17 protein-coding genes are annotated in these 15,637 nt (G+C 68.7%); 10 read left to right on the plus strand and 7 right to left on the minus strand.

Annotated features, from left to right (window positions below):
• Positions 1–4: 4 nt before the first annotated feature.
• The 5 genes from MFF56_RS22205 to MFF56_RS22225 form a co-directional block, all read right to left on the minus strand.
• Positions 5–1,087 carry a hypothetical protein gene (locus MFF56_RS22205; protein ID WP_238231103.1) on the minus strand — a complete coding sequence of 361 codons (1,083 nt, stop codon included), beginning with the start codon at positions 1,085–1,087 and terminating at the stop codon, positions 5–7.
• A gap of 70 nt (positions 1,088–1,157) precedes the next feature.
• Positions 1,158–2,699, minus strand: coding sequence for a DNA primase (dnaG, locus tag MFF56_RS22210; protein WP_238231105.1), 1,542 nt, complete (start codon positions 2,697–2,699; stop codon positions 1,158–1,160).
• Between the two features lie 135 nt (positions 2,700–2,834).
• Positions 2,835–3,128, minus strand: coding sequence for a hypothetical protein (locus tag MFF56_RS22215; protein ID WP_238231107.1), 294 nt, complete (start codon positions 3,126–3,128; stop codon positions 2,835–2,837).
• Positions 3,129–3,187: 59 nt separating this feature from the next.
• Positions 3,188–3,400, minus strand: coding sequence for a hypothetical protein (locus MFF56_RS22220; protein ID WP_238231109.1), 213 nt, complete (start codon positions 3,398–3,400; stop codon positions 3,188–3,190).
• An 89-nt stretch (positions 3,401–3,489) separates the two neighbouring features.
• Positions 3,490–4,119: a GNAT family N-acetyltransferase gene (locus MFF56_RS22225; RefSeq protein ID WP_238231111.1), complete on the minus strand. Its 630-nt coding sequence runs from the start codon at positions 4,117–4,119 to the stop codon at positions 3,490–3,492.
• An 83-nt stretch (positions 4,120–4,202) separates the two neighbouring features.
• Here MFF56_RS22225 and MFF56_RS22230 point away from each other — a divergent pair, with 83 nt between their 5' ends.
• Entirely contained in the window at positions 4,203–4,520 is a 318-nt protein-coding gene (locus MFF56_RS22230) for a hypothetical protein (RefSeq protein WP_238231113.1), read from the plus strand.
• Between the two features lie 4 nt (positions 4,521–4,524).
• Here MFF56_RS22230 and MFF56_RS22235 read toward each other — a convergent pair whose 3' ends face one another.
• Positions 4,525–5,313, minus strand: a complete 789-nt coding sequence (locus MFF56_RS22235) for a nuclease-related domain-containing protein (protein ID WP_238231115.1) — start codon at positions 5,311–5,313, stop codon at positions 4,525–4,527.
• A 335-nt stretch (positions 5,314–5,648) separates the two neighbouring features.
• Here MFF56_RS22235 and MFF56_RS22240 point away from each other — a divergent pair, with 335 nt between their 5' ends.
• The 7 genes from MFF56_RS22240 to MFF56_RS22270 all read left to right on the plus strand — a co-directional run bounded on the left by MFF56_RS22240 (position 5,649) and on the right by MFF56_RS22270 (position 13,177).
• A complete protein-coding gene (locus tag MFF56_RS22240; protein ID WP_238231117.1) occupies positions 5,649–6,275 on the plus strand; it encodes a hypothetical protein in 627 nt (208 codons plus the stop codon).
• A gap of 45 nt (positions 6,276–6,320) precedes the next feature.
• Positions 6,321–6,944 carry a DUF3450 domain-containing protein gene (locus MFF56_RS22245; protein ID WP_238231118.1) on the plus strand — a complete coding sequence of 208 codons (624 nt, stop codon included), beginning with the start codon at positions 6,321–6,323 and terminating at the stop codon, positions 6,942–6,944.
• A gap of 126 nt (positions 6,945–7,070) precedes the next feature.
• On the plus strand, positions 7,071–9,944 hold the full coding sequence (polA, locus tag MFF56_RS22250) for a DNA polymerase I (RefSeq protein ID WP_238231120.1): 2,874 nt from the start codon (positions 7,071–7,073) through the stop codon (positions 9,942–9,944).
• A gap of 174 nt (positions 9,945–10,118) precedes the next feature.
• Positions 10,119–10,760 carry a hypothetical protein gene (locus tag MFF56_RS22255; protein WP_238231121.1) on the plus strand — a complete coding sequence of 214 codons (642 nt, stop codon included), beginning with the start codon at positions 10,119–10,121 and terminating at the stop codon, positions 10,758–10,760.
• A gap of 74 nt (positions 10,761–10,834) precedes the next feature.
• Complete coding sequence (locus tag MFF56_RS22260) at positions 10,835–11,560, plus strand: hypothetical protein (RefSeq protein ID WP_238231122.1); 726 nt, start codon at positions 10,835–10,837, stop codon at positions 11,558–11,560.
• A 245-nt stretch (positions 11,561–11,805) separates the two neighbouring features.
• Positions 11,806–12,522, plus strand: a complete 717-nt coding sequence (locus tag MFF56_RS22265) for a DUF7168 domain-containing protein (protein ID WP_238231123.1) — start codon at positions 11,806–11,808, stop codon at positions 12,520–12,522.
• A 385-nt stretch (positions 12,523–12,907) separates the two neighbouring features.
• Positions 12,908–13,177 carry a hypothetical protein gene (locus tag MFF56_RS22270; protein ID WP_238231124.1) on the plus strand — a complete coding sequence of 90 codons (270 nt, stop codon included), beginning with the start codon at positions 12,908–12,910 and terminating at the stop codon, positions 13,175–13,177.
• Here the strand turns inward: MFF56_RS22270 and MFF56_RS22275 are convergent.
• Entirely contained in the window at positions 13,158–13,481 is a 324-nt protein-coding gene (locus MFF56_RS22275; RefSeq protein ID WP_238231126.1) for a hypothetical protein, read from the minus strand. The two genes, MFF56_RS22270 and MFF56_RS22275, sit on opposite strands and share 20 nt — an antisense overlap.
• Before the next feature lie 183 nt (positions 13,482–13,664).
• On the opposite strand from MFF56_RS22275, the gene MFF56_RS22280 reads away from it, so the two are divergent.
• The gene (locus tag MFF56_RS22280) at positions 13,665–14,183 is read left to right on the plus strand and encodes a hypothetical protein (RefSeq protein ID WP_238231128.1); all 519 of its coding nucleotides are present in this window, start codon (positions 13,665–13,667) and stop codon (positions 14,181–14,183) included.
• Between the two features lie 229 nt (positions 14,184–14,412).
• On the plus strand, positions 14,413–15,624 hold the full coding sequence (locus MFF56_RS22285; protein WP_238231131.1) for a DNA cytosine methyltransferase: 1,212 nt from the start codon (positions 14,413–14,415) through the stop codon (positions 15,622–15,624).
• Positions 15,625–15,637 lie beyond the last annotated feature (13 nt).

The raw sequence follows: 15,637 nt of genomic DNA on the forward strand, positions 1-15,637 counted from the left end.
CAAGTCAGGCCGCGCGCGGCCTCCAGGCGGCGTCGGGCCTGAGTCTGGGCAGATCGATCTCGCATAGCCGCCACCTCAGGCCGGCCGACCGCTTCAGCCACGCGTCGCCCTCCACCGACGCGGGAGCGGCCTCGACGGCCTCCGAGAACCTGACGAAGGCCTCCGCCTGCTGGGCGTCCGTCCCGAGGGATTCGGCGATGGCCGCGTGCCAGTCGAGGACGGCGGTCCGTGCGAGCTGCGGGAGCAAGGGAGCCGCCTCGGAGAGAAGATGGGTGACGGCCCGCTTCGTCGGGCCGAGGTCGTCCCCGACGAAGGACGGCACGTCGTCGAGATGGACCACCGACGACGCGGGGGCCGCGATCGCGGCGGCGGCCTTCCGACCCAGGAAGTGCTCGGCCATCCGATGGACCTCGGCCAGCCGGTCCAGGCGGAACGAGTTCGTCCAGCCTTCGATCTTCATCGGCCGGGGATCGAGGCCGATCATCCCGTCGTGCAACCGCCACGAGGGGAGCGGCATGCGGGCGAAGAGCCCTTCGGACCGCATCACGAAGTTGGCGCGGACGAAGCGTCGGATTCGGTCGGAGAACGACCGATCGAACTCGAACATGCCGCGGAAGTCGTCGTTCAGGACGAGGGTTCCGTCCCGCCCCGAATAGTGGTTCCTGGCGCCCGAGACGCGATGCGGCGCGGACCAACTCAGGAGAAGGCCGTCTGGGTCGTCGGCGGTCAGGGCCAGATCCACGAAGGCATCGTGGTTTCTCAGTTCGAAGCGGCCGTACTCCCGGGTCACGCTCGCCTTGAACATGTGCTTGAAGCCCAGCACCTGGATGGGTGCCAGCAGAGCGTCGCCGCAACGGAGATAGTCGGCGTCGCAGTTGTCGCGTCCCTCCAGATGGCCGAAGGTGAAGCGCGTCAGCGGCCAGATCCCCTGGAACCGCGCTGCGGTCGCGAGTTCAGCGCCTCTGTCGAGCGGGACTTCGATGGGAAAGGCGACCGAGACGCGCTCGTCCTTGCCCGTGGCGCGGCGGATCACGTCGCAAGGAGCGACGATCGACGTCCGGTGGACCGGCAGATCCAAGATTTCCATCGCGCTCCGTCTCCGCTCGACCGGATAGCGGGGCCGCCCGCAAGGAGCAATTGCGACAGGCCCGGAAGGATCAGGCGGCGTCGAGGGCCGTCTCGATCCGCAGGCGCGCCCGTTGCCGCAGGACCCGCAGCAGCTCGATGAGGAGCGTCCGGACGAGTTCGGCATCGACGTCGGGACCCGCCAGCCAGCCTTCCTCGGGCGGCAGGCCGCCGACGTCGGACGCCGCGGCGCCGACCAAGCCGGCAGCCTCGATATCGTCGCGCAGCGGCCGCGCCACCGTGGGATGGGCCTCGATCAGCGTCAGGGCCAGGATCTCGTCGGGATCCGGCTTCCGTTCCGGGGAACCCCGCCCGGACTGCGGTGCGCCGAGGCGCCTTGCGAACTCGTCTGCGTAGTGACGTCGGACGATGGGATCTCGGATGCGGTCGACCGATGCGAGGAGCCTGCTCTCGAAACCCGCCCGCCTCTCGGGGGTCGCACCGCCGACGCCGTCCGCGCCGCGCCGCCAGAGCGCCTCGACGAGAGGCAGCGCACCGTCGACGGCCTCCGCGATCTCGTCGAGGCGGCCGTCGCGAACGAGGCTGTCGGGATCGCCGTCGGACAGCAGCCCGATGCGGACGGACCGGCCTGGAAGAAGCTCCGGAAGAACGGCATCGATCGCGCGATCAGCGGCGCGGATGCCGGCGTCGTCTCCGTCGAACAGCAACACCGGTTCATCCGACAGCCGCCACGCGAGATGCAGTTGCTCCCGCGTCAGCGCGGTCCCCATGGGCGAGACCGTCCGCTGCCAGTGCGAACCGTCGAGGGCAATCACGTCGAGGTAGCCTTCGACGACCACGAGCGGCTGCGAGGGATCGGCCGAGCGCGCGCGGTGGAAATTGAACAGGAGCTCGCTCTTCCGGAAGACCCTGGTTTCGGGCGAGTTCAGGTATTTGGGAGACCCGTCGTCGGACAGGGCACGGGCCCCGAAGCCAACGAGACGGCCGGCCGGGTCATGGATCGGCAGGAGGATCCTGTCGCGGAAGCGGTCGTATGCGCTCAGGCTGCGGGCGCCCGTGCCCACGAGACCGGCTTCGGCCAGGATGGCGTCGTCGTAGCCCAACTCCAGCAGACCTGCCCGCAGCCGGTCCCAGCCGGGAGGGGCGTATCCGATGCCGAAACGGTCACATGTCGATCCCTCGATCCCGCGACGCGCCAGGAAGGACCGGCCTTCCCCACCCTCGTCGCCGGCAAGCGCGTTCCGATAGAACCCGGCGGCGACGCCGAGGGCGTCCAATATCCCCGTGCGCCGGCTGCGCCCGACGAAGCCTTCGGCGCGCCTCTCCGGCAACCCGACGCCGGCTTCGGCGGCCAGGGTCTCGACCGCCTCCGGGAACGTCATTCCTTCGGTCTCCATGAGGAAGCGGAACACGTCTCCGTGCTTGCCCGACGAGAAGCAATGATAGAAACGCTTGCCGTCGTTCACGAAGAACGAAGGCGTGCGTTCTTGCCGAAACGGCGACAGGCCCTTCCATTCGCGGCCCGACCGCCTGAGCGTCACGCGCCGCCCTGCCACCTGCGAGACGGGTATGCGGGCACGAATCTCGTCAAGGATCGCCGGGCTGAAGCGCATGTCGCCGGTCCATCGCAGCGGGCTCGAAGATCCCAGGATGAGACCAAAACGTGAACAGAACTATGCCGTTCCCGGCGGCCAGTAGCCCACTCCACCGCCTTGAGGTCGCAGGGCGCTCCGGCGTCGGCCTGTGGATCAGGGCCGCGGAACCTGCGCGAGTTCGGCCGAGATCCGGGCGATTTCTTCCTCGTAGCCCGCAGTCGCCTCCGCCAGGGTGGCGTAGGGGTGCAACTCGCTCGTGCCGCGGGTCGGCTCGTCGGGATCGCAGTTGTAGTGGATCGTGACCGCGTGCTCGTCGGCATGCTCCCGCGGCCCGAGCAGCGCGATCTCGATCGGCAGGCCTCGGCAGTCGAAGGCCGTCGCCCGCAACGCTTCGGGATGGCCCATCCGCCGGGCGACCGCGGCATCGAGTTCCTGGTCGTCGGACATCGGCGTCTCCGGCGGTTGCGCGACCGGAGATTGGGCCATGGCGCCGAAAGTAGGAAGCCTCACGGTGCGACACCGAGATGCTTCCTGCAGGCCGCCCGGACCGCCCCCACGTAGCTGTCGCGGACCTCGAAGGTCGCGAGGTTGTCCAGGCGGTTCGCGTTCGTGGCCGGATCGACTTGGCGGGCGTGGTGGTCCCTGATGGCTTTCAAGGCGCGTCGGTAGCCGCGGCGCTCGGCCGCGACCTCGCGCGCGTCTCCGCGAGCTGTCGGCATGGTCTCTCTCGATGTGTGGGGACGAGACCAGGATACCCCGGATCCGCCGATCCATAAGGCGGCCCCGGAAAGAATTTCGGCTGGCAGGCTCAGGCCGGAATGCCGGCTTCGATGCCTGGAATGGGCCGCGCGGTCGCCGGATGCCTCGCCGGAGCGACGCAGGCTTCCCGGACGAGGCCCGGAACCGAGATCCGTCCGGTCGGATCCGGCCGCGCCAGGAACTTCGCCCGGAGCTCCTCATCGACGAACATGCCCCCGGTCCGCATCGCGCAAGGTTCGATGCCGTAAGCCTCGTAGCCGAGTGCCTCGTAGAGCCGGCGGGCCTCGGCGTTCTGGACCGCGACGGCGAGCGTCAACTTCGTCACGCCCTCCCGGCGCGCGGCCTCCTCGACCGCCGCGAAAAGGTCGCGGGCGACGCCGACGCGTCGGTGCTCGGCCTTCACGAAGACGGAGGATATTTTGGCGATGAACTCGAAGGGCGGACGCTTGCGGGTCGAGGCCGCGAAACCCGCGAGCTCGCCGTTCCGGAAAGCGCCATAGGTCCGGGTCTCGGCCTCCTCGGCCAGGGCGGCGGCGTAGGCACCGATCCCACGCTCCATCGCGGCCGGAAGCTCCTCCGCGAAGGTATACGGCGTCGTCCCGACAGCCTCGATCCGCAGCGCGCGAAAGCTTTCAGCATCGGCCGGCGTCAGCCGTCTTACGATGCATGCCGCAGACATTCCGATCTCCATCGAAGGAATAGCGCCAGCGTGGCGACTTTCGCGGCCCGTGTCTAGCATCGAAGGAACGAGAGGAGAGATCGATGCGGGCATACATGCAGGGCGGCGGATACGTCGTCGAGGTGGACAGAGACGAAGTCGACGCCTTCGCTTCCGAATGGCCCTGCTCCAATCTCACCGTCACATCCGGCAAGGAGTTCGTCTTCTCAGCATCCAACGGCGACATTCTCGACGCCTTCACTCTTTCGCGCGGCCGCAGGTACTCGACGGAGGCCGACGACGGGCCGGCGCTGGCGGCACTTGCGGACGACGCCTGCCGGTTCGGGGCGCAGACGCTCGGTCTGACGGACGTGATCGCGGTCCGATTCCCAGACCTCGCCCCCGGCGCTCCGCGACCCTGAGGGGTCAGCCGCGGGTCGGTGCGCTGCCGGGAAAGGCGAAGACCGTCCCGCCAGGTCCTGCGGGTCGCCGTGCGGCGGAGGCCGTGCGCCGGTTCGTATCCAGCCTGACGACGCTCGCGCTCGGAGCGGGGGCCCGCCACGCCGGCTGCTCCACCCGCGGGCGGAGCAGCCGGTCGCAAAGCAGCGTCCAGGCCTTCCCGCGGTCGGCGGCGGCGGGCATCCCGACCGCGATCTCGGAGAGCTTCGCTCCCGCCCGCGCGATCGGCACGACGCCCTCGGGAGCCCCGTTCGCGAACTTGGCCTGCCCCGCATAGAACACGAGACCTACGATGGGCAGCGCACCTTGCGAAGCCTGCCTTATGGCATGGACGCGCTGGGCAACCTGATGCATCGGGTTCGGGATCGTGAGGGTCTCACGGCCGCGGCGCACGTGCCAGATCGGGTCCCGGGCACCCCCGTTGACTTCGCCATCGAGCCGCACGCTTCCGGCCACGACCGCCCCGCCGCCCGTCTTGACGAGATGGTCGATCGTCAGGACCTCCAGCGGCGTCCGGATCCTGAGATCGTGCAACGAGGTCGTGGCCACTCGGCCGATCTCCGCCTTCGCCGCCATGCGGGCGGCGATGTCGCGGGCCCCAGGCGGCAGGCCGCCGATGGTCCGAAGGGTCCAGAACAAGCCGGCGGACGAGGCGGCCAGAAGCCCGGACGCGACGAGCAACGAGCTTCCGACGAGGGTTCCGTCGACGGCGGTCGCCGACGAGAGGAGGCCCGGAAGGCTGTCGAACAGGTTCATTCGTCCCTCGAACGGCTCGGTCCGGGGAGCAATCGCAGCGGTTCGTGAGCGGTTCCGGCGGTGGGGCTACTTCGTTGGTGGGTGTGTCCTCGGGCCGGCCGCGACGACGCCTCGAGGCCGACGTGGCGGCCGGCCCTGCCGCTCGCCTCGACCTCGTGGTCCGCGTCGTCGAGGTCTTCGAAATCGCCGGACCCGTCGCAGCGGGGCATGCTGCCCCCCCCCGTGTCCCGGGCAGCATGGCTGCGGGCGACGGGAGTCGACCGCCGGGAGGCGGCAGTCCCGTTCTGGCCTCTTTCGTCCCGGGGTGCGAGAATGACGGGACAGCGGAGGCCGTGATGCGCAGGGGCGATATCTACACCCACCGGGAAGAGCCGACGTTCGTGGTCCGCGTCGGGGACGTGAAGGACGGCATCGTCAGCTTCGCCGGCGAGGGCGGCGGCCGCGTCCACGAGGCGACGGCGGAGAAGTTCGGGGCCGACTTCGAGGTGGAGACGCCGGATGCACGGGCGAAGCGGCTGTCCTACGACAAGGGCGCCGTGACGCTCGAGAGCTGGGGCTACGACTATCAGCTTCCCGCGTGGCTCAACGGCTCGTACTGGAACGGCTGGCTGATGCCCGCCTTCGAGAAGCAGGATCTGCTCGACGCGATCGCGAAGAACATGCTCTACGGCGCCTTCTTCCACGAGGAAGGCGATGCCTTCATCGTGCTCGAGAGCGCCGGCGAGGATATGCCGTCCTTCGATCCCGCCGTGCTGCTGCCGCGCATCCTGGCCGAGGCCGGGGAAACCGATCTCCTCGAAGTGAACGTCGACGGCGTCACGCTGGAGGCCACCATCTATCGCGGCCGCGACATCCTCCGGACCGACGGCACACGGGTGCGCGTCTACGATCTGGGGTCCGGCTACTACAGCTGGGAGTCGGCCACACCCGTCGCCGACTCCGCGGGCTCGCCCACACCGTAAGTCGACGACCCCCGGCAAAGGCGCAGGACATCACGAGGCAGACCGATGCAGAGGGGCGACATCTTCATCCGCCGCGACGACCCCGACTCGACGGTCCGCGTGTCGGACGTCGTCGACGGGCGGGTGCACTACGCACCTGAGGGCGGAGGCTTCATGCACGCGGCGGCCCTGAGCAAGTTCGAGGCCGGCTTCAGGCCCGAGACCGACGAGGACCGGGTCCGCCTCCACGCCAGCGAGAAGGGCTGGGTCGCCGGCGACTGGGCGGAGGATGAGAGCCCGGTCCCCGCTTGGCTGACGAAGCAGCTTTGGAACGGGTTCGCGATGCCCGCCTTCGAGAAGGACGACCTCGTCGAGGCCATCTCGAAGGGCAAGATCCTGGACACCTTCCATTACGCCGCCGCGGACGTGTTCATCACCCTCGACAATTCCGGGGAACCCCTGCCGGCCTTCGACGCGGACGCCGAGTTCGCCCGCATCCTCGAAGCGGCCGAGGATCCGGCGTTCTACGAGATCGAGATCGCCGGCGTGCCGTTGCAGGTCGACGTCTGGCGCGGCCGGGACATGGCCCTCGCCGACGGCACCTCGGTGCGGGTCTACGACGTGGGTGCCGGCAGCTGGACGTGGTCCAAAACGGACGCTCCGGAACCCACGCTCTCGCCGGCCCCCTAGACCACGGCCACCAGGGCCGCGAGAAAGGGGGCGTCAACCAAGCGGCGCGCGCCCCCGCCGTCTTCGGTTGCGAAGGAGTCGGATCCAAGCGATGTTCGCTCTGGATTCCATTCCTTCGGCAGGTACATGTCCAGCACCCTCGTTCTCGGTCCGGAATCCAGGCTCGTCCTCGTCGATGCGAGTTCGTTCGTCTTCCGCGCCTACCACCAGTCGCTGAACCAGGACCCGAAGTACAACGTCCGCCCCTCAGACGGTCTGCCGACGGGTGCGGTGCGGCTCTTCTTCGCCAAGCTCTTCCAGTTCGTGCGCGACGGCGCGGCGGGCGTCGTGCCGACCCATCTCGGCATCGTCTTCGACAAGGGCTCCAGGGAGTCCCACCGGCGACAGCTTTTTCCCGAGTACAAGGCCAACCGGTCCGAGACGCCGGCGGACCTCCGTCCCCAGATGCCGCTGGTCCGCGCCGCCGTGCGCGCCTTCGGGCTGCCCGTGATCGAGCTCGACCGCACCGAGGCCGACGATCTGATCGCCACCTACGCGCGCAACGCCGAGGCCAAGGGCGCGGAGGTCGTGATCGTCTCGGCCGACAAGGACCTGCAGCAGCTCGTCTCTCCGCGAGTCCGGTTCTACGACGCCGAGAGCGGATCGAAGGGCAAACCCGGCTACCGGCCCGAGCGCAACCTCGACGTCGATGCGGTGGTCGCGAAATGGGAGGGTCTGCAGCCCGACCGGATCGGCGACGCGCTGGCGCTGATCGGGGACGCCTCGGACAACATCCCGGGCGTGCCGGGCATCGGTCTGAAGACGGCCGCGCAACTGCTCCTCGCATACGGGAGCCTAGAGGCGCTCCTGGACGGGGCGGCGACGATCAAGCAGCCGAAGCGCCGCGAGAACATCCTCGCCAACGCCGAGGGCGCGCGTCTGTCGCGGCGGCTGGTCGAGCTGGACTGCGCGGTCGATCTGCCGGTCGATCCGGACGCCCTGGCCTTGCCGGCGCCGGACGGACGGCGCCTCGTCGCCTACCTGAAGGCCCTCGAACTGCCGGCCCTGGCGAAGCGGGTCGCGAAGGAACTCTCCGTCGATGCCGACGGCGTGGCTCCGGACGCCGATCTCGCCGCCGCGTCCGCTCCGGTGCCCGCGGGCGACGGTCCGGCCCTGCCGCCCTTTCCGGCCACCGAGCCCGACGCGTACGGGATCGTCGAGACCCGCGGGCAGCTCGACGATTGGGTCGCGGCGGCGCGCGCGGCCGGCCGCTTCGGGTTCCATCTGCATCGGGGGGACGGGGGCGCCTTGGGCCTCTCGCTGGCCGTCGAGCCTGGGCGAGCCGTCTACGTGCCGGTCGAACACAGGGCTGCCGGCGACGGACTGTTCGGCGGGCTGGCCGCCGGCCAGATCGACGCCGCGGAGGCCTGGGGCGCTCTCGCGGCGCTCATGGAGGATCCCGAGGTGCGCAAGGTCGGACACGACCTGAAGGGGGCCTCGAAGGCGGCCGGGCGCCTCGGTTTCGCGATCGCGGCGGCCGACGACGTGGGCCTGATGTCGTATGCCCTCGAATCCGGACTGACCGGGCACGAACTGCCGCAGCTCGCCACCCGACATCTGGGTGGCGCCGCCCCGGATCCGGAGGTTCTCCGGGGGCACGGCCGCGGCCGGATCCCTGCCGAGTCGGTCGCTCCCCGCGCCGCCGCGCCGGTCGTCGGGCAGTTGGCCGACGCTGCGCTCAGGCTCTGGGCGGTGCTGAAGCCGCGCCTCGACGGAACGCCCGCGCAACGGGTCTACGAGGAGCTCGAACTTCCGATGGTGCCGGTCCTGGCACGCATGGAGGCGACCGGCGTGCGCATCGACCGCGCCGCCCTCGGGCACCTGTCGCGGGATTTCGGAAGCACGCTCGCGCGCCTCGAGACCGAGATCCACGGGCTCGCGGGCGGCCCTTTCCAGATCGGCTCGCCCAAGCAGATCGGCGACGTCCTCTTCGAGCGGCTCGGCCTTCCCGGTGGACGCCGCACGCCCGGCGGGCAGTGGGCGACCGGGGCCAACGTCCTGGAGGATCTCGCCGCGGCCGGCCACGACCTGCCGGCCCGTCTTCTCGACTGGCGCAGGACGGCGAAGTTGAAATCCACCTACGCCGATGCGCTGCTCGCGGCGGCCGATCCCGGCACCGACCGGGTCCATACGACCTTCTCCCTCGCCGCGACGACCACCGGCCGTCTGTCCTCCAGCGACCCCAACCTCCAGAACATCCCGGTCCGGACCGAGGAAGGGCGCCGGATCCGGGCGGCATTCGTGGCCGCGGAAGGACACAGGATCCTCTCGGCCGACTACTCGCAGGTCGAACTTCGTCTGCTCGCCCACCTCGCCGACGTCCCTCGGATGCGGGAGGCCTTCGCGGAGGGCGTCGACATCCATGCGGCGACCGCCTCCGACATGTTCGGCGTGCCGGTGGACGCGGTGCCGGGCGAGATGCGGCGGCGGGCGAAGACGATCAACTTCGGCATCGTCTACGGCATCTCCGCCTTCGGGCTGTCCGACCGGCTCGGCATCGGGCGCCAGGAGGCGGCCGAGTTCATCGCACGCTACTTCGAACGCTTTCCGGGCATCCGCGACTACGTCGAGGGCACGAAGGCGTTCTGCCACGAGCACGGATACGTGCGCACTCTGTTCGGGCGCGTCTGCCACTACCCCGGCATCGCCTCCGGAAACGCCTCGGAGCGCATGGGCGTCGAGCGGCAGGCCGTGAACGCGCCGATCCAGGGGACCGCCGCGGACATCATCCGACGCGCGATGATCCGGATGGAGGGCGCGCTCTTGAAGGCGGGGCTTTCGGCCCGGATGCTCCTGCAGGTCCACGACGAGCTGGTGTTCGAGGTGCCTGCGGCCGGGGCCGAGGCGACCATGCGCGTGGTCTCGGACGTGATGGCCGGCGCGGCGGCTCCCGACGTCGACCTCGCCGTGCCGCTGGTCGTCGAGGCGAAAGTCGCCGACGATTGGGAGAGGGCGCACTGATGCGCAGGCTCGGTCGCGGCCGGACGAGGATCCCGAGGCCGGCCCGATGATGCCGGCGCGGGTCGGACCCGGGCCGATCGGGCGCGACGGGCGCTGGACCCTCGCGTGCCGGCGTGCCGGTATCGTCGGGGCCTGCGAAGCTTCGTTCGGCATCGGCAAGACGGCACTGCGTCCGTGAGGTCCGGCTCCGATCCCGCAACCGTCTGGCTTGACGGACGGCTCGCCGGATCGGACCTGATCCGCCTGTACTTCAGCCTCAGCGAGAGCGGCCTCGATCCGCGTGAGGGCGCGCAGGCGCTCGGCTCCCTCGCCGACCTCTACGTGCTCGGCCGCTGCAACGTCCTCGCGAGCTTCGGAGCGGCGCGGGTCGGGCGGGACCGCTTGATCGGCTTCCACTGGCCCGACGGCAGGCTCCTCCACGCTGTCCTGGCCTGCTCGCCCCAGGCGGCGGGTGAGCCGCTGCGCGGCGATTGCGTCGACATGCTGGGACGGATGCCGTTGCGCATGTTGGCCGTAGCCCTCGCCGATCTCGTCGGCAGCGTCCAAGTGCAGGTGGGCGACATCCTCGACGAGGGCGACTTCCTGGCCGGAGAGGCGGAGGCGCTGGAGCGGCTCTGTCCCCTTCTGCCCTGGCTGAGAAGCGCGATGTCGCTTCCCGTCCCAGGCGATGTGGGGGCGGATGGCTTCCTGCAGGCGGCAGCGTGGTTCAGGATGGCCGCGACGGCCGGGGAAGGGGTGGAGATCGAGCGCACCCGGCTCACGGAAGCCGAGCGGTGGCGCGAGGCGGCAGCGGCGCCGCGTGGCCTGCGGGAATGATTCAGGCGCCCCGCGTGACGACAGGTCCGGGGCGAAGTGCGCAGTCGTATTTGCGGATAGCAGTGGAGCGACCGGTGTCAGCGAAATTTGCCCTTGCGATCATTGCCCTTGCAGCATCGCCGATACATGCCTGGGCAGCGAACCCGTACTGCATGGGAACCGCATTGCGGGATGTATGCATGCATCAAGCTGGCGACGGCTCCTGCTCCAAATTGGTGAAGAAAGGAGAAAAGGAGGAGTTTCAGGATTACAGCATCGAGGACGGAGTTCGGATGTACGGCGTCTATCGCCTCGGCCATTTCAGAGCAGAGGATTGGAGAATCGATAAAGGGTGCACACTCAGGAGCCAACACTCGGACCTGACTCCGTTGCTTGCGGGCATCGAGAAGGAATGCCGAATGTCGAGCAATTTCAAAAGGTTCTACAGCAGCTCGGCTAGTTTGCGCGGCACGGATACGTGGATTCCGAAGAAGCCGTGGGTTCCCCTCAAATACAACACACTCTATGCGGGCAAAGTCGAAAAGAAAGAAGACTGGTCGGAAGTTCAGGTCGACATAGCGGGGCCCTACCGCGGACTGGACGTTACCCGTATCACTCTCTTCTTTGGCCACTCCAATGGCATTTCCGGATTCAAAGTGGGGTTTTGGGGTACGCCCAAGCAAGTAGCTAAAGCACTTGGAAACGGATGGAGCACGAAGCTCGCAGTCGTGAAGAAGCCGGAATCGGAAGGCGAAGACATTTCATATCGCCTCACTCCCCGTGGTCGAGAGACCGATATGTCATGCGCCTTCAGCAACTGAGGCGTTGCGTCGGCCCGCACCTGACCGATCGCGTCGCCGAATGATCGGGTATGCCTTCGGCCGCCTCGGCTTCCCGCAGGTAGCCTCGTCGACGAGGTGAGCCGGATCGCGGAGCGCAGGATGCAAAGCGTCGGGCGGATGTGCAGGGGCATATGCCAGCCGAGCGCGCTCGAGCGGGCAGTTCCCGACGATGAATTCACGTGGGCGCCCCGCCGATGCATCGCGGGGCGCGGAGGAACGATCGGGTGACGGATAGGCGCAACAAGATCCTCGACCGCATCCGGCAGTTGCGGAACAGGACCGTCGATCGCGGATGCACCGAGGCCGAGGCTGTCGAGGCCGCAGCGAAGGTCGCGCAGCTGCTCGCCGACAACGACCTCACGATGGACGAGGTCGAGATCCGGGCGACGCCGTTCACGTGCGAGGACACAGCGTTGGAGGCCGACATCGGCGAGCGCATCTGGCTGGTGGCGGAGGCGATCGCCCATCTCACCGACTGCCGAACGTGGGTGAGCCCGACCGGGGCCGATCCGGTGCGGATCTTCTTCTTCGGGCTCGCCCACGAGTCGGAGATAGCCAACTATCTCCTGGCGATCTGCTCCAGGGCCATGCGGGACGATCTCTCCCGGGCCGCCAAGCAATGGGCCCTGTACCGGCCGAACGTCCGGCGTCGGCGCAGGGGCGCCTTCCTCGACGGGATGGCGGATTCCCTCGCCCGCAGGATCCGTGCGCTCAAACCGCCTCGGCCACCGGGCAAAGGCATCGTCGTCCTCAAGGACGCCCTGGTCGAAGCCGAGTTGGAGAGGCTCGGGATGAGGTTCCGCGACCAGCGGGGGCGGATGCCGAACGATCTCGACGACGGCTTCCTCGACGGAAGGATCGCCGGCGATCGGGTGGCCCTCGATCCCGGGCTGCGCCCGCCCTCGCGGGCGGCCGGCCTGATCGGCTCGGACGGCCCTTGAGCGCCGATGGCGGCCAAGGAAGGGAAAGCCGGAGACGGGCAGATCGTCGGCGGAATCGCAAGCAATCGTTTTCCGAGGCGGACTTCGGACCTCGTAGTACGAGATGCCCGTCCAGCAGGAAATGGCATTGGCCAACGCCGACTGCACAAGCAAATCTTTCCCCCACCCCCGCGTTGGACAGCCCGCGTCACGATGTGCAGGCGAGTGATCGGGCTATTTACGCGTAGACGAGCAGCGATCCAATAATATACATACAAAGCAGAGATAGACGCATCGCGACTGCGCTAGTTTAGCCATCGCGCCAGCCGCATCTATCGATTTCGCCGGATCGACTCACAGCCCGCATTATTGTAGTATTGGTCCATGGAGATAACGGAGCTGGGTCGTGCTTCGGATCGTTTCCGCCGCGGCAGGCGCCCTGGCGGGCTTCGCCATGGCTGTCGCGTTCAGGCCGACGCTCTTCGGAGAAACGGTGCCGCTCGCCGTCGCCCTCTCCGACGACACCCTCGACGAACCCTACCGCAATCTGATCCTGCAGAATCTCTTGCTCGCGATGGCCGCAGGGTCGGTCGCCGGAATTCTCCTGCTGCCGACCTTTCTCCCGAGGGTGCAGCCGGCTGTTCCCGCACCGCCGCTCAGACGACCGCAGGGGTAGCCGAGGCCCGGAGACGGAAGCTGCGCCGAGGTCGGTCGTCGGGGTACCGGCCGCCCGAGAGGGCGACCGGGGTCCGCACATGCCCGGCCTGCGTTTCCGAGGCGAGCTCGGCCGCTACGATCTCAAGGGCGGCCCTGTTGAGATATCCCTCGTCACCTTCCTCGCAGACACCGTCGACGAACAACGCGTTCCCGGGTCGGGCCCCGCGGTTGTAGTCCAACCAAGAGGCAAGGCCCTCGGCGTCCCTTACCGTCTCCTTCGCCTCGCCGTTCGCGTAGACGCGCACGCACACGTGGATCGACATCGAGCAGCTCCGACAAAGGGTAGCCCGACGTTAGCGGCGACATCGCGATCTGTCGACGAAGGAATGGTCGGCGGTTGTCCCTTGCGGGCGGCGACACGACAGTAGCCTCTCCGAAGGAGAGCGAACATGGGCACTTGGGCGATCCCGCAGACAGACGAAGCCGTGACCCGTCTGGAGCGGCTTATGGCCTCTCCGATCGCCGCATCCCGGGCCTGGGTCGCTCTCAATCCTCTCGTCGGCGACGACACCCTCTTCGACATGCTCGATCTCGCGTCGGATCGAAATCCGGAGGCGGACGTCCGTCCGCTCGTCGCCATCACGCTCGACGAGTGGGCGAACTGGATGTGCGACGGACGCTTCCGGCATCCCTGGGGGGACGGTTGCCGCGAGCGGCTGCAGGCCCTCGCGAAGGCCCACGCCGGCACGGCGATCGAGGATCTCGTGTCGCGCGTCATGGTTCCAGACACGCTGGAGGGTGCCAGGGGGGCCTACGCCCTTCTGTTCGGGTCCCCCGAAGCGGCGCCCGAGTTCGAGGTCGTCCGCACGGAATTTCCCGGCGTCTACGCCGTGCGCGAGACCGCGTCGGGGTCGCTGGCCCGCTTGGAGGTGATCTTCGGCGTGATCGCGGAAGCCGAACCTTCGATGGTGGACGCCCTCCGAGCCATTCACTTCCCCTGCCCCGGCGTCGTGCCCGCGCCCTGATGCGAACTTCGGCCTCGGCAGCTGACGCTACGGGGAGCAGGCAATCATCAAGGAGCGTACATCGGGCCACGCCCCGACGCGCACCCGAGCCTCGGCGAAGGGAATCGATCACTCGACCCCTATTGTCGTTCCTTCGTTTCGCGGTCACCTTCGAGCCTCCGAAGGAATGGAAGTCGCTCCCGCGCGGTGCGGTCGCGCCCTTTCGGCCGAGCCGGAGCCGAGCAACGGCATGCGACCTTACCCCGACTGCGAAACCGCCACCGTCGTCGACCTCTTCTCTGGAGGCGGCGGCATGTCCTGCGGCTTCGCAAGGACCGCCGGGTTCTCGATCGTCGGAGCCGTCGATCTGGAGCGCGGCAAGCCGAGCGCCGGCTCCACGGGCTGCAACGGGACCTACCGGGCGAACATCGGCGTAGAGCCGTACCGCGCAGATCTTGCGCTCCTCGAACCTAGCGAACTCAGGGAGGTCGTGTTCGGGACCTGCGGCATCGATCTCGCGCCTGGGCGGCTCGACGTGCTGTCCGCCTGCCCGCCCTGCACCGACTTCTCCCGTGCCAAACCCGCGAACCATCTGGTCGACGGCCGGCGCAACGACCTGGTCGGGCGTGTGGGCGACTTCGTCGCCTATTTCCGTCCGCGCCACCTCGTCATGGAGAACGCGCGCGAGTTCCTTCTGGGAGCCTTCAGGCACCACTCCGATCGTCTGACGGAACGGCTGCGCGCGCTCGGCTACGGCGTCGCGACGGAGGTCCCGACCCTTACGGCCTACGGGCTGCCGCAGCTTAGGGAGCGAGCCCTCCTGGTCGCGTCCCGCGTGGCGGAACCAATGACGCCGGCCGATCTGTGGATCGGATACGAGCCGGCCCAGGCGGCGACGACGGTCCGTAGCGCCCTCGGCCGGCTCGCCGCCGCGCGGGCTTCGATGCCGGCCGACGCCATGGACCGGTCGCCGGCGATGGGGGCGGAGGTCCGCGCGCGCCTCGGCGCCGTCCCGCGCGACGGAGGGTCCTGGACCGATCTCGTTCGCACCAAGCCCGAGCTTCTGACGCCGGGCATGGCGGCCAAGGCCGCTGCGGACCTCCTCAACCACCACCCGGACGCCTACGGCCGGATGGCATGGAGCCGGCCGGCGCCGACGATCATGCGGGAGAGCTCGCATCTCGGAAACGGTCGCTACGCCCATCCAGAGATGGACCGGCTGTTGACGGTCCGAGAGATGGCGGCCCTCCAAGGCTTTCCGTTCGACTACCGCTTTCTCGGCGCGCTCAAGAACAGCTACCGGCAGATCGGCGACGCCGTGCCGCCGATCGTATCCTTCCAGATCGCGGCCTGCATTCGCTGGATGGAGAGCGGCATTCGGCCGGGGCCGGAGACCTTCGTCCTGCCTGACAGCACGCTGCGGATCGGCGACGTGCGTCACGCGGTCCCGGCGGCCGCCTAGCCTTCTTTGGAAG

This window comes from Methylobacterium hispanicum, assembly GCF_022179285.1.
Classification (GTDB): domain Bacteria; phylum Pseudomonadota; class Alphaproteobacteria; order Rhizobiales; family Beijerinckiaceae; genus Methylobacterium; species Methylobacterium hispanicum.